The sequence below is a fragment of the Bacillus sp. GS3m_15504 genome (assembly GCF_055825275.1).
This window is the reverse complement of the sequence record NZ_JBVVNL010000001.1, coordinates 1,888,637-1,909,235: the sequence shown is the minus strand read 5'-3', so window position 1 is coordinate 1,909,235 and position 20,599 is coordinate 1,888,637. Positions and strand designations below refer to the sequence as shown.

The following is a 20,599-nucleotide window of genomic DNA, read 5'->3' as shown; positions in this document are numbered from 1 at the left end:
TTCTTGACTGTTGTGTAATCGAAAGCTATTTCTTATCGCTCTTAATCCATTGTAACCAATAAGAAAACTCACATGCTAAATGCATTTGATGTGATTTAATAAGACTATTAGGACAAAGCGCTGGGAACTCTACAACTAGACTTACTTCTATTCCAGTATCTGTATCTTTGAATTGATGTCGAACTCCACCTATAGTGGTACCGTCTTTCATACGTGCAACACCTGTTGATTGATATTGATAAGTCTTATCTCTAGGTGTCTTCAATCCCGTTTCGTCACCAAAAACAATAAAAAATTGAACTGGAAACGGAGAATTACCAGTAGTTTCGATAACCTCTAATTCGTTTTCACCAAAGGGTCTTAGTACATAGTGATCGGGACAAGCTGATAAATTCACTTGATCATTTTCACGTGATTGTTCAAGCATAAAACTATCAATCCCATTTATCGCTTCTTCTGCTGTAATCCCATCTACATAAATATTTGTTTTTGAAAATTTTCGTCTATCGCCAGATAAAACAGTACAAATACGCATACCCATTTCACTTAATTTAAGTTTAGATTTTAACTTATCATACATTTCATTGTATGAATAATTTAATTTTAGTTCTGTTAGTTTTTTTATCATAACGTCTGTATCAATTAAATCTGGCTCTTTATGTCCTAATGTATTGAAAACTTTTTTTATACGTTCTCTTTTCCACTTTGTAAGTTGTTCATTCGAAATATTGTTTCCATCAATCATAATTTTCATATACATTCTCCTTCACTTTGATCGTATCGTAGTGTATTTAATACTAAATTAATCATTTCTTGCTTCGTGTCTAGATTCAAATTCACCTCTGAATGAGCAATACTGCTAAGACCGTATAAAATAAATCCTGATGTTAATAATGAGTTATCAGTATTAAAAATCCCAGTTTTCACCCCTTCTTCGATTACTTGTCGAATTAATGGCTGCATTCGCGTAAATAATTTCTGTTCCAGTTGAAAATGTTGTTCCGTCTGAAACGAACTCACATTTTTATAGGGTGCTAATTTTTCGATAAATGTCCAAAATATATTTAGAGAATCTTTCAGCTTTTGCATGACAGACCGTTCATTAGAAATAAGTATTTCTTCAATTAACTCCATATTTTTCACAATAAAATCATTTAATACTTCATCAACAAAATTCTCTTTAGACTTGAAGTAATAATAAAATAAGCCCGTTGCTACGCCTGCATGATTCACAACATCTTTTATGCCAAATCCTTTCATACCATTTTTCATATATAGTTCAAAACCAATATCCATCAACTCTTGCCTTCTAACATCTGGTTCTTTTGATATTCTTTTCATAGGTCATCTCCTACTATGTTTTACCTTCGACTGAATCTGATTCAATCATAAACGACTGAACTATATTCAGTCAATATTAGTTTCCACAAAAAAGAGTAATCTCAAGAAATATACATCTAACCTTAGACTTATCAAAAAAGTTAGATCATATAACTTAAGACTACTCAATTTCATTAAACACATATTTTCTTTTCAAATCAATTGCACTTTAGTTTAACCATACCATTTCTGTCTCTACAATCATTTGAGGAAGCATCTTTTGAATGATTTCCTCCAATACATTAAGAGCTTCATTCACATAGCCGCCCTCAAAACCATCTAAAGGCTCAGGTAACTCATCCTCATCTAAAATAAAATATTCTCCGCTTGGAAGTACTAAAATATCAATAATTAAATCTTCAAATGACACTAGTTCGTCTGTTATTTGCGTATTTTTTACAACATTAAAATAAGAGCCTACATACATTCCATTTTTATCTCTCCATATGTATAAATTGTACGGACGATCTTCCCAATAGTATGCAATGGTGTAACTTCCTTTTGGGATTGTTAAACTCGCACGATGTGCAGTCATTGTAAATGAATACTGAACCTCATGAAATAGCACGATACTTTGCAACTGCTTTTCAAGTAATAAGCAAGTATGATCTACTATTGTCGAGTCATATCGGATTTTTCTTTCTACAATTTTACTTTTAAGTGTTAGTAATTTATTCATGATTTGTTTCCCCTTATGCTATTTCTAACTTTAATTATATCCATTTATATAGTGATAAAGAAGTGTTTGGTCTCCAAATACACAATAAAAACTCCCTCTTATTTTAGAAGGAGTTTTTCACTTTCCATGTTTCATATTTTTTTACTTCTAATGGAAGCTCATTTGATTTCAGCCACTCTACTGCACTACATACAAGCGGAGATGAATTGCGTTCTGTAATGCTTTCGATAGGAATCCATCTAGCTCCTGATGAATCTTGTTCTTCAAATTGTTCCGGTACTTCGAATTCACCTCCGCACCTTTCAACACCGTAGAAAACTGCGATATGATGTACATGTGTGTACTCCTTGAACTTTGATGGAAATTGAAAATCAATTGTACCTATTTGTTTTACTACCGTTACATTTAGCCCGGTCTCCTCTTTTATCTCTCTATGAAGTCCAGCTAATAATGCTTCTCCATCTTCTAGACTACCATCAGGTAGATCATACCGATTTCTATATGGACCTTTCATTTTATCGATTACTAATATGTGATTGTTTTCGATACAAATGCCGTACACACCAAACGCACGATGAAAATTAGTAGCATTATTCACGTTTTAACTTCTCCGTAACCGCATCATAAAACTTCCGTTCCTCATCAACATTTAAGTGAACACGACTTACTGTTTTAGAAAATCCATATAACAATTGTGCTTTCATTGGCTCTTTAAGTATTATTTCAAATGTTGGAGGTTCCTTTATAAATTCCATCACCGTTGCGTCAAGAAGCTCTTTCTCTTTCTCTTTCTCTTTCTCTTTCTCTTTCTCTTTCTTTAAAAGTTCCCCTTTATAAAACGTAATTGTATCAATTTGTGCAAATGGTATAATAATTTTCTTTCCTAACCCAATTTGAATGATTATCTTTTCTTCCGCAATAATAATTGGATTTTTTCGCATTGCTTGTATTTCAGCTAAAAAATAAAACATTGCATACACGTTTAAAATAAATAACATCCATGCTATTACTGGATTCCATTGATGAAGCAAATAATGAAAACCGATACTTTCTATTAAGGTTGCATGGATGATCATGATATATACACCTATTGCACCAGTCTTTTTGTGATATGAGTATACGGATTCACCTTCTGGCACTTTTTCACGCCACGATAAAAATGCATAATAGATTAACTTACACTCTGTTACAATGATATCTACTAATTTATTTCTTTTCATAGTGGCTTCAAACGCAGCATCAATTGCATAAGAAAATAAAGAATACTCACTTTTATATTCTTTATATTTTTTTATTATGTTAGGAAGCTTTCTAACAATTTTATATAGAAGGAATAACTCTAAACATACAAAAGCAATTTCTCCTGCAACTATAATATAAGAAACGTATGAAAAAGCTTGTAAATAGTCGCTTGGAATAATAAATCTTGCAAATATATAACCAGCTATTACAACAGGAAATATATATGTTAACGAGTACCTTTTTCGAATAATAAAGAAATACGTAATGATTGGAATTACAAACATACAATCTAATATTGATCCAAGGACAACTTCTTTCGGAGCAGCTGGTACAATCGGAAGAGCATATAATAAATAGTTTGATAACAAGATTAAAGATACGAGTCCAATCCATATACCTTTTCGCCTTCGCGAAAGTGTGACACTCATACATTCACTCCTCTATTTATAAACCTCGTTTAAATGGTCTTTATAAAATGAAATAGCACGTTCAAATTCTTTAACCTCTTCTACTTTTACGACTGTTTCAAGTAATAATTTCATCGCGGATTCATGATCGTTTACATTATATTTCGCTAATGACAAAAATACTTTCATCACATCATTATCTGGAAACTGCTGCAAACCTGTTTCTAAAACAGTAATTGCTTTGTCATACTCACCTATACAACGATATGTACTACCAAGACCGATATATGCCCCGCAAAGCGACTCGCCTTCAAGACCGTTTGCAATCGCCTGTTCATAATACGGCATAGCTTCTGTTTCCAGCCCCATTACATCATGTATCCATGCACATTGATAAAGTACTTCTGCATCCCTCGTAAAGTTCGTTAATCCAATGAGTATCTCTTTAGACTGCGCATATTTCTTTTCTTTCCGGAGTTTAATAGCTTGCTTTAATAAATGTTCCATAGAATTCACTCCTCACCAATTATTCTATGTATCCATATTGAATGGTTAACGTTTGTATCAAAGCAAAAAGTTTCGCTTACCAATATATACTATGCAGATTCACTCTTATCCAAATACTTGAAATTATAAAGCAGTAACGTGATTACATAGTACTTCTAACCTTTTGACAATTTCTTTCGCTGTTTCATCTTTTCCATTACATAACTGCCCTTTACCGTCTTGTCCAATTACGTAGTGCATTGCTCCGCGCGAATATAAAGAATGTGGTGAATTTGCAATCATTACACTTGCCTTTGCTTCTTCCATTCTATTTTTCGCTCTTTCAAACAGTTCTTCTTCATTTACATCGCTTTCAAGTTTAAAGCCAACGAGTACAGTTTCTGAATCCCACTGTTTTACTTGCTTTAATACTTTCGGTGCCTTTTGAAAATGTATAATTGGCGCTATATCACTTGAGATTTTTCCATTCATATCAAGAACATTGCCCTCTTGATCACAAATTTTGTCCACAACCCAATCAGATCCAGCCGCTGCCATAATAACCGCATCGACTTTTTCATGCGTAATGATACTTTTCATTTTATCTCGTAAATCAATAATCCCTTCAAATGGGTGTAATTCTAATTGATTGTTTATATCATTCGGTTTCTCCGCAAAATAACCATGTAAATATATAACATGGGCCCCTTTACTTATAAGCTCTTCGGCGATTATTCTTCCAATTGTTCCTTTTGCCATATTTGTATGTCCGCGTACTTGATCCCATTTTTCTAAACAACCACCGCTTGTAATTAATACCTTTTTCCCCTTCATTGTAACCATCCCTTACTAATTTTTCTTACGAAACCATTCTGTTCCAAAGTCAACTATATCACGTTGTTTCATAAGACGGCACTTTGCGTTTCCTATTTTCCCCATTGTTACAGTTCCCTTTTGCTCAAACTCTACACCAATTTCTACAAATTTATCAGAATCGTAATCCATATCAACAAATTCTTTCCATACTCTTTCACCATTTTCTATAATAGGTGCCCCTACTTTTATTAACTCACATGCACCAGAACGTACTTCTGATAAATGTACAGAAGTATTGGAATCATATCCAACACCAATTAATAATATGTATCCGTCTAGATCGTATATTTTTCTTAATGGAGATTCTTCTCCTAAACTCATCGATAGTGACTGATTCTCCGTTATTTCTTCTGCATGTCTTCCCCATGCAGCAAAACTTCCTAATGGATGGTTGCTACGTAATACATTCGGATATGTACGAAAACATTCAACTACTTTTCCCATTGCCCTTGTTGGTGTTATATGTGGCTCAAATGCTGGAACGTTATCCCGAATAATTTGCCACCATTCTTCAGGTACAGGTGGTCTTGACCAATGTTTCGGATCAGATAAATCCGAAGACTGAGTTGGCATAATAATCGTTCCCTCTTCTGTAATAACCTCCATTAACGCCTCTACTACTGCAACTGCTCCGCCTGATATCCAGCCAATGGAACTTAACGAAGAATGTACAATAACTGTCATTCCTTTTTTTAACCCTAATTTCCTTAAATCATTTGTAATTGTTTTGATTGTATTTGGCAATTGCGTACTTGCCACTATGTCATTCATTTTCACAATTGTTCCCCCATTTGTTTTAAACTACTACATACATATATTATCATATTTTTCTTAATTTTTAACTTAATCGTTTTTATGAACATAAAAAAATGGTAATATACTTACAAAGATATCAGCTAAATTATGGTGTATTGATTTGAAATAACAAAAGCAGGTGAACAAATGAAAAAAGCTTTATTCTCTGTTCTACTATTTGGACTCGTCTTCTTAAGCGCATGTGTTTCTTTTCAAAATGAATATGAAGATTATTGGGTAATAGAAAAATCCAGATATAATAAAATTGGATTTGGCCCATCAAATTTATATGAAAAAGCACAAGAAGATCCAACGATGGTACATTACTCAAATGATAGTATTAGCGAAGGTAAAAGAATGATATATTTAACATTTGGAACGAATTACAAAAATGATAAAATTACAGTAAAAGAAGTGAAGGATGAAAAAGACAAATCTGTTATCGTCTTGCATATCGAGAAAAGTAAAGGAAAAGATGAAAACCCAGTCATGTATATTGGTGTACCAAAACTTAGAGACTTTATTACAATTGTAGATGAAGATGGAAACAAAATCTTTGAAATGAAGAAAAATGAAAGCGTTACATCACAGCAATAAAAACGCTATATGAGCAAAGAGCTCATCAAAAATGATAAGCTCTTTGTTTCATTTATCCTTCAATTGTAACTCCAGTAAACATCGATAAGTTTCCCGTTATTTTCTCACCTACACGTAAAAATAAACCAGCAGCTCTCCCGCTAATACAGTGTGAACCAATTAATAGTTTACCAGTATATGGACCGTCCCACGTGTCAATCGTATAGTCAGGCATTTCTACGTATTGCTGATATATTTTCCGCTGTTCAAAGTAATACTCTGTTTTATCTTCAGCTAATAGTTCATTATTTTCGTATATAGATACTCCTCCGCCTTCACGGCCGTATAAAGGTTTAGAAACATATGATTCATTTCTTTCTATAAACGGTTTATTTGTAAAATATGTCGGTAAGAAGTATTTCTGAATGATTCCTCGCTCTTCTCCCTCAAAGAAAACTTCCTCTTCGTAAAGTTGCCAAATTAATGCGAGTACACTTTTATTTTGCATAAGAAAAGCAGCTGGTGGATTAATGATTTTCACTCTGCCTTGCGCTATATGATCTAAAAACTGGAGTCCAATTCTTTTCCCGTTTTTATCAGCGTCTGAAACTAAATATTCAATTGGATATAGTCTATATAAATAATGAATTCTCTCACCATCTGGCGTATATATACCATCATCTGCCACGACGATATCTTGTATACCTATATAATCCGTTGACTGATCTAAGCAATAGCTTCTTAAAAATTGAACCGTTTGATGGTCTTCATCATGCCAATCATAACTCGTAAAATAAATCGTTTCTCTAGGATCTATACCATAGTCATGTTTAATTTGTTCCCACGCCTGCACAATATGCTCTTCTATATGATTTGGATGATTTACATCGTGATAACGGCATAATACTTCATTTGCGACAGATGGCTCTAAATAACCTGTGGGTGTATCACAATTTACTTCTATTAACTTTATATCTTCACCATTTACGATAAAGTCAAACCTTGTAAAATATGAAAACAAACCTGTATGTTTCATTCTCGCAATTTCCCACGTTTCAGCTGGAAATCCTAGTTTTTGAAAATCTTTTGTCGTATTGAGAATATATTGATACGTTCTATATAGCACATACATAATTTCTTCTGTCGCTTTTGAAATAGCAGTATAAGTTTTTATTGGCATACGATACATACCTGTTGCCATATATTGATTCCATTCTTCATTTTCTAATAGACTCGGCCAAGTAAACCCATTCCGACCAGCCTCTTCTGCAAGTGAAAACCATACTTTCATATAATCTTTCTGTTCTTGTTCTGTATACATTACTCCATTATCCTTTCATTTTAGGATCCTGCTGGCGCTTTTGCGTTCCCAATTCCACTAGAACCAGAATTCACTTTCGGCGTTTGTGTCGTAGATGATTTCGGCGTATTTGTATCTGGTGTTACTTTATTTGATAGATTTGGCTGCTGTTTATTTAAATCTACTTTATTGGAAGAATTATTATTGTTACTGTTAGTTCCGCCGTAATACCCTCCACCACCACTACCACCAGTTCTACGCTCATCTTTTTCACGATAAGGAATAATATTGTTCGTATATGGTTTCTTCAGTACATTTGGTTTTGCTGAATAATTCATATTTGAGGTTCTGCTTGCTAATAAATATCCTGCAACGAACGGGAGGATAGGTAAATGTGAATTTTCATTATACGATGAAAACGATGGATTATTTTCCTTACATAACTCATCTTTTTCTACATTTTCATTAGTTGGGGCTTTATCATCACAATTTAATGTTTCTAGTTCATTTCCTTGTTTCGCACCATCTGTTTTAACAGCAGTACTTTCTTGCTGGGCAGTTTCTTCTTCATAATCGCCACAGCCCGTTAATAAAAAAGATGATACTCCTATTGAAGTAGCAATTTTTATAAATTTACTTTTATCCATTCTCATGTGTTATACACCCATCTTCTTTTATCTATATTTTTCCAGATACCTATATTATATAATGTTATTATTACTTTTTTCAAACCATACTCAATATGTATATTTTCATTGCTCCTTTTCCAAGTAACAATGAAATCTTTCAACTCCTGGATATTTTTCTCCTAAAGTTCTAACCTGAAAACCAATTCTTTTATAAAATTCTACCGCCTCATCGTCTGTCTCTGCCTCGAGATACGTCAATTGGTGTATTCTTACTACTTCCTTTATCATTTGCAACGCAATCCCTTTATGACGATATTGCGGAATGACTGCTATGTGGCGAATTTTTGCTTTATTTGCTCCTATTATTTCAATACCTATACAAGCCTGTTCTTCATATCTATACAATGTCCCTTTATTCCTTTCATAAAATAAAACTGCTTTCTTTAAACTCGTTTCACTTGGTCCAACTGCATATTGTAGTACATTTAAAATAGAATCTTTCTCAATTTGTTCAACATGTTGCAAATTCATTTCTTCATCCCTTTCTACGAAAAAAGATTAGCTCTTTATAAAAAGAGCTAATCTCATTACGCAGTTATTTTTTCTTCTTTTTTCACAACGACTGCTACATAACTATGTAGTATCATTCCGATAATAACTAGACTCATACCAATCCAAGATAAAGATGACGGAATTGGTGCAGATAGTAAGATGAGTTCTCCTACTAGCGCAAATAAAACTTCACCTGACTGAGTTGCTTCTACTGTTGCTAGTTTTTGTGGATCATCTTTTACAAGATCTGTCGCAAAGAAGAATAATACCGTTGCGATTAAACCAGAACTAACTGCTACAATAAAACATTGGAAAACTTGGCTACTTGACGGTAGCCCGCCTGTTGATACTTCATAACCAGAGAGTAAAAACCAAAATGGTAAACTTGCTAATGTCATACCAAGAACTCGCTGGAATACATCTAACTCCCCTTTACAAACTTGCATCATTTTTCGATTGCCAAGAGGATACGCAAAAGCTGCAATAAGTACTGGAACGACACATAGAACGGTTTCACGAATTCCTAATGAAGAAGCATGTTCTACTTGCATAAGTACAACACCGCATAAAATAATACCCGACATAACTAATTCCTTCATTGGGAGTTTTTTATGTAACGGATCTACCGCAAAAAATGGTGTTAACAAAATCCCTGCGACGATTGTAATTTGCCATGTTGATGCAACGAGCCAACCAGGTCCAAAAGCTCCAGCAAAACTAAGTGGTGCATAGAAGAGACCGAATCCAACGATACTCCACACTAACCAATCTTTCGGATTATTTTTCATATATTGAAAGAGTTGCTTTAAGTTTCCTCTATACATGACAATAAGTAAAAGCATTGGAACCATAAAGTAGTACCGTAATGATGCACTCCAAATCCAGCTTCCGCCTTCTAGATCCATTGCCCGGTTTAAAACGAAGGTAAAGGCAAAGAAAAATGATGCCAATATCCCTACTGCAATAGCTTTCATTATAAAACTCCTTGTTTAGTTTCTTCTTATACTATACAACAAATTAAATATAATTAAAATTCGAAATCTTTATCTCGTATGCATTCTAGCTCTATATAGTTTTCTTAACTGACTAATATGAGCTTGATGGTACCGATTATGATCAGCTATATGCCATATTCCCCACCTTATAGTCGCATTTTCTCCCTTTTCATAAAAAACCTCTCGTGTTAAATCATTTTCTGTTAGTTTCATACATTCCTCATAAAACATATGTTGCACTGCTTCATAATCTTGCATTAATTGTTGCAATGTATGTTTTCTTAAACTGGGCAGCTCTCCTGCTTCATTTAACATAGGTCCATATATATTATCAAGTGCCAGTGGAACGGGTTCTCCTTTTAAGCGGTATACCCAATGCAAATCGACAACTGCTAAATGTTGAAGTAGTTGTCCAATACTATTTTCATTATTTTTTAACCCTTTAAAAGACAGTTCTTTCTCATCAGTACCCTCTACTAACTTTTGCAACCGTTTAAATGTATCGGCAACTGTCGCATATAGAATTGCTACTTGCGGGTTCATATTTTTTTCTAAATAGAGATCTTTCATAGTAAACTCCCTCTTTTAAAGGAACAAAACCATATGTTCATCATCACTATACACACCATTCATCTTTATAGCTCTCTTTTCAATCCCATACGTTTTAAAGCCCATTGATTCATACAACCTTTTTGCTGGCTCGTTAGTGGATACAACACCTAATGTCAATTGTTCCAAGTTCATTTCTTTTGCTCTTTCAATTGCCTTACATATTAACTCACGTGCAAGGCCACTTCTTCGATTGCTTGCATCTACATACATCGCAACGATATGCCCTTTATGTTTATATGCTTCTTTCTCTTCTGTTAGTAAAGTGACAACTCCAACTAATTGATGATCTTCATTAAAAGCACCGAATGTACAACTAGTAGCAGCTGTTAAATTACTTTCCACTCGCTTAATCGGATTTTCTTGACGAATCGCCTCTTCATAAGTTGTTACAAATGCCTCTGGATTTACTTGTAATGCTTGTAAACGTAAGCCCCAATATTTTTTTGCATCTTCTTTCGTAAGTAATCGAATCATATTTCTCCATCCCTTTTAAGTTGACATAATATTTTTACAAACTACTAATTAAAGGTTGATATTCTTCTCTTAACATACTATAACGATAGCGATGAATGAACCGACCTTTACGCAATCGATCATTTCTCATTAACCCTTCGCATACAAAACCAGCCTTTTCATAGCTCTTTCTAGCTTGTAAATTATCTTCATCTACACGTAGCCATACTTTTTCTAATTCAAATTCAAAGAATGCTACATGTAACATACTATATAAGGCGGCTATTCCATACCCTTTACCCCAGTATTCTTTATTACCAATCGCGATTCCCAATTCTGCATTTTTATTTGTTTTATCAAAGTTTTTAAGATCTACCCATCCAATATGTATGCCGTTCTCTGCAGTGATAGCCCTTTGTTCATAACCATTTTTTCGATTTATACATGCCTCAATCCATTGTTTTGTATCTTCAAGAGTGAACGGTGGATATTGATCTGGTACAACTAAATGTTTTGTTACTTTTGTATCTAATGACCATTGATATCGGTCTTCTACATCATCTAGCGTCAGTTCTCTTAATTGAACGAATGGAACATTCATTGTGCTATCCCCTTTTTATTTTCCTATAGAAAACCCTTCGAACATTCTTCCTCCATACTGTTCTAACGTTTTTTCTACAAAAGTAATTAATTTACTTTTTTCTCCCGTTGTATAAAAATGATCGAACGCCGCTACAAATTGATCTGCATACTGTTCATCATATTTTCTAAGTACCCTTATAAACCATTTTGAATTTCCAAGCCATTTCCCATTTACTCTTAATACATATTCATGTAATAAATCAGCTAATAAATTCGCGATAAACAATTCTTCTTCTCTTTTTGATGCACCAATAAAATCATCCAAAGTATCCGTAATAAAATACCGCTTCTGCTTCATCATTTCTTCGGTCCATTTAGCTGGTCCTTTATTTAGTAAATCACTTGCTTCTCTTTTTAGTTTTTCAACAATTTCATTTTCACCTTTTAATACAATCCCCTCTGAAACTAATTGTGGTAACGAAGGTCTCCCGCGATCGCAATCCATTTTAAAAAAGGTTTTATACGTTTCAAAATTATGTACAAACACTTCAACAGGCCAGCCATTACTATAGAAAGATTCTCGATAACAAGACGTTAAACTTTGATCAACTATTACAATGTCCAGATCGGATGTTTTTGTCGCTTCTCCTCTTGCAACGCTTCCTCCAAGTAAAGCTACATCACAATCCGGAAAGTGTGATGTAATTATGCTTTGTGCCGCTTCCATTGCTTTCATAACCGTTCCCCTTTTCTTATTTCATTTTCTTTTTTTCAGCTCTTTCTCTCGCTTTTTTTATATACGACTCTGCGTCTGGTGTTTTGCATGACGTTGCCCCGTGATCAACCTGTACTTTTCCAATTTCACGTGCAATTTCAATCGCTGTTTGCTCTAAGTCTTCATTACGAATTCCTATCGCAATTAAAGCACTATTCATTGCTTCTCTTTTTCTATTTTTTTCATTATGTATATTTTCTTTAATCTCTTCTAGATAAGGAGAGAAGGAATCATCTTGTAACGTTTTATTTTTAATCGCTATATTTGCTAATAAAGACCAGCCTGCTCGTCCAATCCATTCATCATCAGACTTTGTCCATTCTTCCATTCTTTCTATCGCAATTGGCGACGTACAAATAGCCGTCATCAAAACGTCCATTAAACAATAATAATCAACTTCCTGTACCCATTTATTTAACAGTTCTGTCGTAACTTTCTTTGGATCTAAAATCATTGTTGCTAAAGTCATTGCATCCATATTTTTTGTTTCCCATAATGAAATTGCTAAATCATGATCTTTTTTTATCTTCTTTTTTAACAATTTTAAATTAGCAAAACTAACTCCGAATAGTGGCTCTTTCGCTCCGTGGTTTTTATACGTTTTACGATTTTGTTCTGTTCCATATTCCTCTAGTTGCTGCATTACTTCTTCAAGTAACATATACCCACCTCTTTATTTTTTATGTTGACTTCATATATGTATGTACGATACATTCTACATTACTTTTTGGTTTTCCTATATGTATTTTTAAAATGCGGTATGTGAAATTTTAAATTTATTCAAAAAATATACCGTCTCCTTTTTTATTCGCAAGAAAATATATTTTTTCATCTAATAAGTATGGTATACAGCTTCTTTTCTTTATAAGTTACGCATATTAAGATGAAAATAAGTTTGGCTATCTATATTTTTTACACTCATTAGCCCATATACAATTATAAACCACTTTCCTTTTTGAGCGAAAAGTGGTTTATGTTTTCCGAAAATATTTGATGTGTTAAGCTATACAATTCATTACTGTTCGACTACTCATTTTCTTTTTTCTTCTTTTGTTCCTCAGATGGCTCTTCTGTTGGATCTGGTTCTTGTTCATCCTTTTTGTTTAACTCATTATTTTGTTCTTTAGCAGGATCTTGTTTTTCATTTTTTTCCTCCTGTCTTTGTTCAGAAGGTTCCTCCGTTGGATCTGGCTCCTTTTCATCTTTTGGAGCTGGGTTACAACCAATTAACAATCCTACCGTAAATATGCTCGTCATAAATATAGAAAGCATTTTTTTATAATTCAATTAAAGCACCTCCTAAAATTAATATCTCCTGTATTGTTTCCAACTTATAATTCAATTTATCCAATTTTTTATGACGTTTCTTCAAAAATGCCATTCCTTTAAAATCTTGCATACTTTTTTACAAACTTTCTTGCGCTTGTAAAAAAGTTTTTTTGCATTTCCATACCTATAATTGCTAATATAGTAGAGTAGAACTTTTATAGAGAGAAGGAAAATTATGCACAATGGAATTCGAATGACAACTTTAATGAAAAGGGCTATGCTGATTTGCGCGGGGGTATTATTTACATACGAAGCAGCTTTAGGATCAGCACATACTGCTCTAGCAAGTACAGAGGATGAAGCAAAATCTGTTCAACTTGTAAGTGAAATTCAATCATCTCTTGCACCGAAAGAAGCTCCTAAACAATATAATGGGCAAGTTAGAAAAGTAGCTTATTTAACATTTGATGATGGTCCTGGAAAATACACAGCTGAGCTTTTAGATATGTTAAAGAAAGAAAATGCAAAAGCAACATTCTTCCTTATTGGTTCAAATGTAAAAGCTTTCCCTGATCTTGTAAAACGCGAAGATGCTGAAGGCCACTACGTTGGGATGCACAGTATGACTCATAACTACAAGAAACTTTACACAGAAGGTCATTATGTAGATGAGATGAAAGAAGACCAAGGATTAATCGCTGGCGTTCTAGGTAAATCGCCAGTATTAACTCGTCCATCTTACGGCTCAATGCCAGGATTAAACGAAGCGCTTCGTAACAAAGTTGTTGAGAATGGGCTAAAAGTTTGGGATTGGACAATTGATTCATTAGACTGGAGATATAACAAAATGCCTGTTGACGCTGCATCAGCTAAAATTGTAGAAAACGTTATCAATGGTGCAAACAAGCCGACAGAAGTTATCCTTATGCACGACATTCATCCACAATCTGTAAAAGCAGTACCTGGTATCATTAAAGGGCTGAAAGAAAAAGGATATGAATTAGAAGCCTATAGTGAGAACGAACACTTCCCATTAAACTTCTGGCATGATAATCGTATGTAATGAAAAAGACTTGATTTCCTTTATTTGGTGATCAAGTCTTTTTATCGTTTTAGGAATTACTCCTCATATACTACGACTCAACTCCCCCTTCTCTAATATCAATACAAATTAAAAATCACATGCTATACTATAATTTAGTTTAAATAAGTAGGTGCAATTATGATCGTATATACAGTTCAAACTGAAGAAGCTTGGAAGCAATTTAAGAAACTTGGTTATTTAGAAGGTAATAAAGAATTTATCGATTCAGACGATATATATTCATATGACTGGATGGTGCGCGTTGCTAAAACAAAATTGCCTCATTACGAAGGTAACTATCCTATTTGGGTCTGGGAAGCAAATAATTACCCAAACCGAAATCATAAAGCTTGGGGTAGAAAAAATTCAAAAATGGTAATTTTAACACTAGATGTACCGAAAGAATGGGTACTATGGAGCTATTTTGACTATTGGTGCTGTGCTATGACTGATGGCTCAACATATTTACATACAAAAAATAAGTGTACTTTAGATGAATGGTATATATATATGGATAAAAAATACGGGATCATATTCAATTTCGACTATTTATTATCACATCCTGATTGGTATCTAGATAAAGAGGATTCGTTAGAAAAACAAGGGGTTATCGGAAAAATCCCCCTTTCCTTCGTAAAAAAAGTACGACGTTTTCGTGCTAAGGAAGATACATCTATTCATACAATCAGAAGTGATAACTGGGATAATAGAAAAGAAAACCGTATTAAAAAGATGAATCGAAAATTAAGAAAAAGAAACGAAAAGCAAAAAAGAGTGCAAAAGCGACTTATACGAAATTAAAACAGATTGATCAAAATACAGTAAGAAATTATGGATTGAATATACAAATTCAATCCTATTTTTTATATTATCAACACTTTAGCACATATTACTCTTAAGGGGGGATGTATATGGATTTTCTTTCAGCTGAATATTTGTCAGCCTTGCTTGCCATTATTGTAATTGATTTAGTGTTAGCAGGTGATAATGCCATTGTAATTGGATTAGCAGCAAGACGATTACCGAAAGATCAACAAAAGAAAGTTATTATATGGGGAACTATAGGGGCAATCGCGATTAGAGCCCTCGCTACTTTAGTTGTCGTTTGGTTGCTAAAAATACCAGGGCTACTACTAATTGGTGGTGTACTCCTTATATGGATCGCTTACAAATTAATTGCTGAAGGCAAAGATCATGATATTAAAGCAGAAGAAGGTTTCTGGTCTGCTATTAAAACCATTATCATTGCTGATGCATTGATGGGAATTGATAACGTTCTCGCTGTTGCTGGAGCTGCGCATGGCAATTTTTCTTTAGTAATCATCGGGCTATTAGTTTCAATTCCAGTAGTAGTTTGGGGCAGTACATTAATTTTAAAATGGGTTGACCGGTATCCTATCATCATTACGATTGGAGCAGCTGTTTTAGCTTATACCGCTGCGAAAATGATTGTGGATGAAAAATGGTTCGCTGCATTTTTCGAAAGTAACCCTTTCATAAAATGGGCATTCATCATTATCATCATTGCCGGTGTAGTTTTTTTCGGAAAGGCAAAACAAAAAGCAACAGATGGTTCTATCTGATGATGATGTTATATTTACAAACAAAAGACACTATTCATATGAATAGTGTCTTTTGCTATTTATTTAGCTTCCCCTTCCGGAGCCGTTTTTACTTTCGTTTTTTTTTTATCACGATTGTTATAGTTATACTTCGAACGATCTATCGGTGTAAATCCTTCCGGTGTGTAGAATCGTAATAAGTCACCATTTACGACTTGGTCAGAGTATTTTAACGAGTTTTGAACCATTTGTTCATTTTGTTTTATTTCATCTGTAAATTCTACAGGTTTTCCAGTTGTTGTATCATAATATTTGCCGTTTAGTGCAGTAACTGTTGGGCTTACGAAGTTGCCGTTACGGAACGCAACAACTTGTTTATGATCTGGTGATAATAAATCTGAACCAAATTGAACATAATTTTTTGTATCTGTTCCTAGTAAGTGTAAAAGAGTTGGAAGAACATCAATTTCACCACCGTATTGATGTTGTACGCCACCTTTCACACCTGGTACACGAACGATTAAAGGTACACGCTGTAACTGTGCATTTTCAAACGAGTTAATTTCTTTACCCATTACTTTTGACATTGCTGCGTTATGATTATCTGAAATACCGTAATGGTCTCCGTACATAACGATAATAGAATTATCATATAAACCAGATTGCTTCAAGTAATCGATGAAACCTTTTACAGATTCGTCTAAATAACGTGCTGTTTGGAAATACGTATCTACAGATGAGTCACCTGTGTTCGCTGGTTCAATTGTCGCTTCCTCTTTATCAATTGGATACGGGAAGTGATTCGATAACGTAATAAACTTCGTATAGAACGGTTGTTTCAATGTTTCTAATAACGGAATGGATTCATTAAAGAATGGTTTATCTTTTAATCCATAGTTTACTACATCTTTTTCGTTCATATCATAGTATGAAGCATCAAAGAATTTATTAAAACCAAATGATTTATAAATATCATCACGGTTCCAAAATGTTTTATAGTTACCATGGAATACAGCTGATGTGTATCCTTGTTGTCCTAAAATTGCTGGTGCTGATTGATACGTGTTATGAGATTTCGTTGTAAATACAGATCCTTGTGGTAAACCAAACATAGAATTCTCTAACATAAACTCCGCATCAGACGTTTTCCCTTGTCCTGTTTGATGGAAGAAGTTATCAAAGTAAAGCGTATTCGCATCTTTTGTAAATGAGTTTAAGAACGGCGTAACTTCTTGACCGTTTAATTTATAATCAATTAAGAAGTTTTGGAATGACTCTAAATGAATATAAATTACGTTCATTCCCTTACCTTTACCGAAATACTCAGGATTTGGACTTGCGTAAGTTGATGTTAAATAATTTCTTACTTCCGTCATATTATCTCCATCAGCTAACGCTCTTTCCGTTGATGCTTTCGCACTTTGAATACCATCATAAATCGTATAGTTATATGCCCCTAAATATTTCACAATATAATTACGATCAAACGTTCTTGTTAATAATTCAGGACGGTCAGATTCTGCAAGTCCTAAGTTAACACTGAATAATAAAATACCTGCTACAAATACTAGTGATACTTTATATTTCGCAACACGAATTGGTTTTGGATTTGCAAATTTCGTTGCAACTAACACAATTAAAATAATTGTATCTAAGAAGTATAGCGGATCATAAAGATGTAGCAACGCAACAATACTACCACCTAAATCTCCAAAGTTATTCGTTTGTGTCAACGTCGGGAACGTAATAAAGTCACTGAAAAAGCGATAGTATACGACGTTTGCATATAAAAGAATCGACAATAACAAGTTGATAACAATTAACCAAATATAAGATCGTTTCCCTTTTGCAAATAATGCAAGTCCTAAAAATAACACTGCTGAACTAAGCGGGTTGAAAAACAGCAAGAATTTTTGAATTGTATTTGAAATACCTAAATTAAATTCTGTTACATAAGCCGCATATGTTTTGAGCCAAAATAAAATAACGGCAAACAGAAAGAATCCAAAATGATTGCTTAGCACACTTTTGCTCTTTAATAAGAATTGTTTCATTTCTCCACCTCTTTTGATCATCCAAGGCTTATTTTTTATAAGTCTGTCTCTCTATTCAATTTTTTATCTTCAAATAGATTTTATTTATTTAACTATATGAAGAATACTAGTAATTATAATTTGAAGCTAGTATTTATTCAACTATTTCTTTCTGGACATTTTGACCTTGGTTTCTATTTAACAAAATAAATTTGTAACATTTCCTGTTTACTCCCAAGATTCATCCACTAATTATGACATCACATACTATATACTTTTATTCACTGCTTCGCAAATAAATATGTCTCCAGTTCTGGAACATTAATGTAATATTATTAAATTCACAATTGACCACATTTATTTTTTCAATGTATATTATATTTCCTCAACTATTTATGCTTCAGCCATTTTTCTATGTACAACATTCAAATCTCTTTCCTTCAATAAAATTATTTTTGAATAATTATTCACAATCCATAAAATAAAGTTTATAAAAAAACCTCGCTCTCAAAACGAGAGCGAGGTTTTCCTCATTTATTATTGACCTTTGTACATTGCATCTACTTGTTTTTGAAGTTCTTCATTTTCTAAGAACTCATCGTAAGTAGCCTCTTTATCGATTACACCGTTTGGCGTTACTTCGATAATGCGGTTTGCAATTGTTTGTACGAACTGATGGTCATGAGATGTGAATAACATTGTACCTTTGAATGCGATTAAACCGTTGTTTAGTGCTGTAATAGACTCAAGGTCTAAATGGTTCGTTGGGTCGTCAAGTGTGATTACGTTCGCACCACTTAACATCATTTTAGATAACATACAACGAACTTTTTCGCCTCCAGATAATACAGAAACGTTCTTCTTAACTTCTTCACCTGAGAATAACATACGGCCTAAGAAACCACGTAAGAAGCTTTCTGACTCATCTTGTGGAGAGAATTGACGTAACCATTCAACTAAGTTGAGGTCACTGTTCTCAAAGTACTTAGAGTTATCTCTTGGGAAGTAAGATTGAGAAGTTGTAACGCCCCATTTGAATGAACCACTATCTGGCTCCATTTCACCCATAAGAATTTTAAATAATGTTGTCATTGCAATATCGTTACGACCGATAAATGCAACTTTATCACCTTTATTTAAAGTGAAGTACACATTATCTAACACTTTTTCCCCATCAATTGTTTTAGAAAGACCTTCAACAGTTAATAAGTCATTTCCTACTTCACGCTCAGGTGTGAAGCCAACGAATGGGTAACGACGAGATGATGGTCTAATATCATCTAAAGTAATTTTATCTAATAATTTTTTACGAGAAGTTGCTTGTTTCGCTTTAGATGCGTTTGAGCTAAAGCGCGCAATGAAGTTTTGTAACTCTTTTACTTTCTCTTCTTTTTTCTTATTAGCATCTTGCGTTAATTTTAAAGCTAATTGGCTTGACTCATACCAGAAGTCATAGTTACCAACATAAAGTTGAATTTTACCGAAATCAAGATCAGCCATGTGCGTACATACTTTATTTAAGAAGTGACGGTCATGGGATACAACGATAACTGTATTTTCAAAGTTCATTAAGAAGTTTTCTAACCATTGGATCGCTTTTAAGTCCAAGTGGTTGGTAGGCTCATCTAGTAATAGAATATCAGGTTTACCGAATAATGCTTGAGCAAGTAATACTTTTACTTTCTCTGCCCCAGTTAATTCTGACAATTTCTTATCATGAAGATCTTCACCAATACCAAGTCCTTTTAGTAAGATTGCAGCTTCTGACTCAGCTTCCCAACCGTTCAGCTCAGCGAACTCACCTTCAAGTTCAGCAGCACGCATACCATCTTCATCACTGAAGTCTTCTTTCATGTAAATGGCATTTTTCTCTTGCATTACTTTATAAAGTTGCGTGTGACCCATAATTACTGTTTCTAATACTGGGAACTCTTCGTATTCGAAGTGGTTCTGTTTTAATACTGCTAGACGCTCACCTGGCGTAATATGTATGTCACCTGTTGATGGTTCGATTTCTCCAGATAAAATCTTTAGAAATGTTGATTTACCAGCACCGTTTGCTCCGATTAAACCGTAGCAGTTACCTGGCGTGAATTTTATGTTAACATCTTCAAACAATTTGCGATCCGCGAAACGCAAACTAACGTTACTTACTGTAATCATTTGTGTCCTCCTACTAATACCGCTTATTTCAGCGTTTTCTCACCGATTGTCTTAAAAAATCGCATATTACGACTCAATTATTGTAGACTATAGCTATTATATAGTAGAAGCTGGATGAATAGCAACGGTTGATTGCTATTCCTTTCTTT

24 protein-coding genes are annotated in these 20,599 nt (G+C 33.8%); 4 read left to right on the top strand and 20 right to left on the bottom strand.

Annotation, left to right across the window (positions count from 1 at the left end; all coding sequences use genetic code 11):
* Positions 1-25: 25 nt before the first annotated feature.
* The 8 genes from AC0L0O_RS09930 to aacC all read right to left on the bottom strand — a co-directional run bounded on the left by AC0L0O_RS09930 (position 26) and on the right by aacC (position 5,841).
* Complete coding sequence (locus tag AC0L0O_RS09930; RefSeq protein ID WP_000699953.1) at positions 26-754, bottom strand: hypothetical protein; 729 nt, start codon at positions 752-754, stop codon at positions 26-28.
* The gene (locus AC0L0O_RS09925; protein ID WP_000822631.1) at positions 751-1,341 is read right to left on the bottom strand and encodes a TetR/AcrR family transcriptional regulator; all 591 of its coding nucleotides are present in this window, start codon (positions 1,339-1,341) and stop codon (positions 751-753) included. The genes AC0L0O_RS09930 and AC0L0O_RS09925 overlap by 4 nt, the downstream gene beginning before the upstream one ends.
* A 208-nt stretch (positions 1,342-1,549) precedes the next feature.
* Positions 1,550-2,059, bottom strand: coding sequence for a ribonuclease FAU-1 family protein (locus AC0L0O_RS09920; protein ID WP_001037853.1), 510 nt, complete (start codon positions 2,057-2,059; stop codon positions 1,550-1,552).
* Between the two features lie 103 nt (positions 2,060-2,162).
* Positions 2,163-2,657, bottom strand: a complete 495-nt coding sequence (locus AC0L0O_RS09915; protein WP_001057908.1) for an NUDIX hydrolase — start codon at positions 2,655-2,657, stop codon at positions 2,163-2,165.
* A complete protein-coding gene (locus AC0L0O_RS09910; RefSeq protein ID WP_473785746.1) occupies positions 2,650-3,729 on the bottom strand; it encodes a hypothetical protein in 1,080 nt (359 codons plus the stop codon). Before AC0L0O_RS09910 ends, AC0L0O_RS09915 begins: the two co-directional genes overlap by 8 nt.
* A gap of 12 nt (positions 3,730-3,741) precedes the next feature.
* Positions 3,742-4,215, bottom strand: a complete 474-nt coding sequence (locus AC0L0O_RS09905; RefSeq protein ID WP_000400627.1) for a tetratricopeptide repeat protein — start codon at positions 4,213-4,215, stop codon at positions 3,742-3,744.
* Between the two features lie 123 nt (positions 4,216-4,338).
* Entirely contained in the window at positions 4,339-5,028 is a 690-nt protein-coding gene (locus tag AC0L0O_RS09900) for a phosphopantothenoylcysteine decarboxylase domain-containing protein (protein WP_000676708.1), read from the bottom strand.
* A 15-nt stretch (positions 5,029-5,043) separates the two neighbouring features.
* On the bottom strand, positions 5,044-5,841 hold the full coding sequence (gene aacC, locus AC0L0O_RS09895; protein WP_140157313.1) for a BA2930 family N-acetyltransferase: 798 nt from the start codon (positions 5,839-5,841) through the stop codon (positions 5,044-5,046).
* Positions 5,842-6,012: 171 nt separating this feature from the next.
* On the opposite strand from aacC, the gene AC0L0O_RS09890 reads away from it, so the two are divergent.
* On the top strand, positions 6,013-6,462 hold the full coding sequence (locus tag AC0L0O_RS09890) for a hypothetical protein (protein ID WP_000709423.1): 450 nt from the start codon (positions 6,013-6,015) through the stop codon (positions 6,460-6,462).
* 52 nt (positions 6,463-6,514) lie between these two features.
* Here the strand turns inward: AC0L0O_RS09890 and AC0L0O_RS09885 are convergent, their stop codons facing one another.
* The 10 genes from AC0L0O_RS09885 to AC0L0O_RS09840 form a co-directional block, all read right to left on the bottom strand.
* Positions 6,515-7,762: a glutathionylspermidine synthase family protein gene (locus AC0L0O_RS09885; RefSeq protein WP_000287851.1), complete on the bottom strand. Its 1,248-nt coding sequence runs from the start codon at positions 7,760-7,762 to the stop codon at positions 6,515-6,517.
* Between the two features lie 20 nt (positions 7,763-7,782).
* The gene (locus AC0L0O_RS09880; RefSeq protein WP_038357096.1) at positions 7,783-8,394 is read right to left on the bottom strand and encodes a hypothetical protein; all 612 of its coding nucleotides are present in this window, start codon (positions 8,392-8,394) and stop codon (positions 7,783-7,785) included.
* A gap of 99 nt (positions 8,395-8,493) precedes the next feature.
* Positions 8,494-8,901, bottom strand: coding sequence for a GNAT family N-acetyltransferase (locus AC0L0O_RS09875; RefSeq protein WP_001053183.1), 408 nt, complete (start codon positions 8,899-8,901; stop codon positions 8,494-8,496).
* 56 nt (positions 8,902-8,957) lie between these two features.
* Positions 8,958-9,896 (bottom strand): DMT family transporter, encoded by a 939-nt coding sequence (locus AC0L0O_RS09870; protein WP_000643660.1) that lies wholly within the window; start codon positions 9,894-9,896, stop codon positions 8,958-8,960.
* Positions 9,897-9,965: 69 nt separating this feature from the next.
* Positions 9,966-10,487 carry a DinB family protein gene (locus tag AC0L0O_RS09865; protein ID WP_000654215.1) on the bottom strand — a complete coding sequence of 174 codons (522 nt, stop codon included), beginning with the start codon at positions 10,485-10,487 and terminating at the stop codon, positions 9,966-9,968.
* Positions 10,488-10,502: 15 nt separating this feature from the next.
* Positions 10,503-11,003 (bottom strand): GNAT family N-acetyltransferase, encoded by a 501-nt coding sequence (locus AC0L0O_RS09860; protein WP_000620350.1) that lies wholly within the window; start codon positions 11,001-11,003, stop codon positions 10,503-10,505.
* A 34-nt stretch (positions 11,004-11,037) separates the two neighbouring features.
* Positions 11,038-11,583: a GNAT family N-acetyltransferase gene (locus AC0L0O_RS09855; RefSeq protein ID WP_001982219.1), complete on the bottom strand. Its 546-nt coding sequence runs from the start codon at positions 11,581-11,583 to the stop codon at positions 11,038-11,040.
* Between the two features lie 15 nt (positions 11,584-11,598).
* Positions 11,599-12,300, bottom strand: a complete 702-nt coding sequence (locus AC0L0O_RS09850) for a nucleotidyltransferase domain-containing protein (RefSeq protein ID WP_000646309.1) — start codon at positions 12,298-12,300, stop codon at positions 11,599-11,601.
* Positions 12,301-12,316: 16 nt separating this feature from the next.
* Entirely contained in the window at positions 12,317-13,000 is a 684-nt protein-coding gene (locus AC0L0O_RS09845) for a DNA alkylation repair protein (protein ID WP_000923442.1), read from the bottom strand.
* A 365-nt stretch (positions 13,001-13,365) separates the two neighbouring features.
* Positions 13,366-13,626: a lipoprotein gene (locus AC0L0O_RS09840; RefSeq protein WP_001106984.1), complete on the bottom strand. Its 261-nt coding sequence runs from the start codon at positions 13,624-13,626 to the stop codon at positions 13,366-13,368.
* A gap of 217 nt (positions 13,627-13,843) precedes the next feature.
* Here AC0L0O_RS09840 and AC0L0O_RS09835 point away from each other — a divergent pair, with 217 nt between their 5' ends.
* The 3 genes from AC0L0O_RS09835 (at position 13,844) to AC0L0O_RS09825 (ending at position 16,275) form a co-directional block, all read left to right on the top strand.
* A complete protein-coding gene (locus tag AC0L0O_RS09835; RefSeq protein ID WP_000551418.1) occupies positions 13,844-14,671 on the top strand; it encodes a peptidoglycan-N-acetylglucosamine deacetylase in 828 nt (275 codons plus the stop codon).
* Positions 14,672-14,830: 159 nt separating this feature from the next.
* Positions 14,831-15,493 (top strand): DUF3841 domain-containing protein, encoded by a 663-nt coding sequence (locus AC0L0O_RS09830; protein ID WP_000637713.1) that lies wholly within the window; start codon positions 14,831-14,833, stop codon positions 15,491-15,493.
* Positions 15,494-15,603: 110 nt separating this feature from the next.
* The gene (locus AC0L0O_RS09825; protein WP_000346934.1) at positions 15,604-16,275 is read left to right on the top strand and encodes a TerC family protein; all 672 of its coding nucleotides are present in this window, start codon (positions 15,604-15,606) and stop codon (positions 16,273-16,275) included.
* Positions 16,276-16,334: 59 nt separating this feature from the next.
* On the opposite strand, the gene ltaS is transcribed toward AC0L0O_RS09825, so the two are convergent.
* Together ltaS and AC0L0O_RS09815 are read right to left on the bottom strand one after the other, a co-directional pair.
* A complete protein-coding gene (ltaS, locus tag AC0L0O_RS09820) occupies positions 16,335-18,308 on the bottom strand; it encodes a lipoteichoic acid synthase (RefSeq protein ID WP_473785745.1) in 1,974 nt (657 codons plus the stop codon).
* A 516-nt stretch (positions 18,309-18,824) separates the two neighbouring features.
* Positions 18,825-20,450: an ABC-F family ATP-binding cassette domain-containing protein gene (locus tag AC0L0O_RS09815; protein ID WP_000633862.1), complete on the bottom strand. Its 1,626-nt coding sequence runs from the start codon at positions 20,448-20,450 to the stop codon at positions 18,825-18,827.
* Positions 20,451-20,599 lie beyond the last annotated feature (149 nt).

What these genes read in the sequence shown, in the direction of transcription:
- AC0L0O_RS09905 (WP_000400627.1), bottom strand. Translation starts at nt 4,215, where the DNA reads ATGGAACATTTATTAAAGCAAGCTATTAAACTCCGGAAAGAAAAGAAA.
- AC0L0O_RS09890 (WP_000709423.1), top strand. Translation starts at nt 6,013, where the DNA reads ATGAAAAAAGCTTTATTCTCTGTTCTACTATTTGGACTCGTCTTCTTA.
- AC0L0O_RS09815 (WP_000633862.1), bottom strand. Translation starts at nt 20,450, where the DNA reads ATGATTACAGTAAGTAACGTTAGTTTGCGTTTCGCGGATCGCAAATTG.
- AC0L0O_RS09930 (WP_000699953.1), bottom strand. Translation starts at nt 754, where the DNA reads ATGAAAATTATGATTGATGGAAACAATATTTCGAATGAACAACTTACA.
- AC0L0O_RS09920 (WP_001037853.1), bottom strand. Translation starts at nt 2,059, where the DNA reads ATGAATAAATTACTAACACTTAAAAGTAAAATTGTAGAAAGAAAAATC.
- AC0L0O_RS09850 (WP_000646309.1), bottom strand. Translation starts at nt 12,300, where the DNA reads ATGAAAGCAATGGAAGCGGCACAAAGCATAATTACATCACACTTTCCG.
- AC0L0O_RS09870 (WP_000643660.1), bottom strand. Translation starts at nt 9,896, where the DNA reads ATGAAAGCTATTGCAGTAGGGATATTGGCATCATTTTTCTTTGCCTTT.
- AC0L0O_RS09830 (WP_000637713.1), top strand. Translation starts at nt 14,831, where the DNA reads ATGATCGTATATACAGTTCAAACTGAAGAAGCTTGGAAGCAATTTAAG.
- AC0L0O_RS09865 (WP_000654215.1), bottom strand. Translation starts at nt 10,487, where the DNA reads ATGAAAGATCTCTATTTAGAAAAAAATATGAACCCGCAAGTAGCAATT.
- AC0L0O_RS09885 (WP_000287851.1), bottom strand. Translation starts at nt 7,762, where the DNA reads ATGTATACAGAACAAGAACAGAAAGATTATATGAAAGTATGGTTTTCA.
- AC0L0O_RS09845 (WP_000923442.1), bottom strand. Translation starts at nt 13,000, where the DNA reads ATGTTACTTGAAGAAGTAATGCAGCAACTAGAGGAATATGGAACAGAA.
- AC0L0O_RS09855 (WP_001982219.1), bottom strand. Translation starts at nt 11,583, where the DNA reads ATGAATGTTCCATTCGTTCAATTAAGAGAACTGACGCTAGATGATGTA.
- aacC (WP_140157313.1), bottom strand. Translation starts at nt 5,841, where the DNA reads ATGAATGACATAGTGGCAAGTACGCAATTGCCAAATACAATCAAAACA.
- AC0L0O_RS09835 (WP_000551418.1), top strand. Translation starts at nt 13,844, where the DNA reads ATGCACAATGGAATTCGAATGACAACTTTAATGAAAAGGGCTATGCTG.
- AC0L0O_RS09900 (WP_000676708.1), bottom strand. Translation starts at nt 5,028, where the DNA reads ATGAAGGGGAAAAAGGTATTAATTACAAGCGGTGGTTGTTTAGAAAAA.
- AC0L0O_RS09825 (WP_000346934.1), top strand. Translation starts at nt 15,604, where the DNA reads ATGGATTTTCTTTCAGCTGAATATTTGTCAGCCTTGCTTGCCATTATT.
- AC0L0O_RS09910 (WP_473785746.1), bottom strand. Translation starts at nt 3,729, where the DNA reads ATGAGTGTCACACTTTCGCGAAGGCGAAAAGGTATATGGATTGGACTC.
- AC0L0O_RS09875 (WP_001053183.1), bottom strand. Translation starts at nt 8,901, where the DNA reads ATGAATTTGCAACATGTTGAACAAATTGAGAAAGATTCTATTTTAAAT.
- AC0L0O_RS09925 (WP_000822631.1), bottom strand. Translation starts at nt 1,341, where the DNA reads ATGAAAAGAATATCAAAAGAACCAGATGTTAGAAGGCAAGAGTTGATG.
- AC0L0O_RS09880 (WP_038357096.1), bottom strand. Translation starts at nt 8,394, where the DNA reads ATGAGAATGGATAAAAGTAAATTTATAAAAATTGCTACTTCAATAGGA.
- ltaS (WP_473785745.1), bottom strand. Translation starts at nt 18,308, where the DNA reads ATGAAACAATTCTTATTAAAGAGCAAAAGTGTGCTAAGCAATCATTTT.
- AC0L0O_RS09860 (WP_000620350.1), bottom strand. Translation starts at nt 11,003, where the DNA reads ATGATTCGATTACTTACGAAAGAAGATGCAAAAAAATATTGGGGCTTA.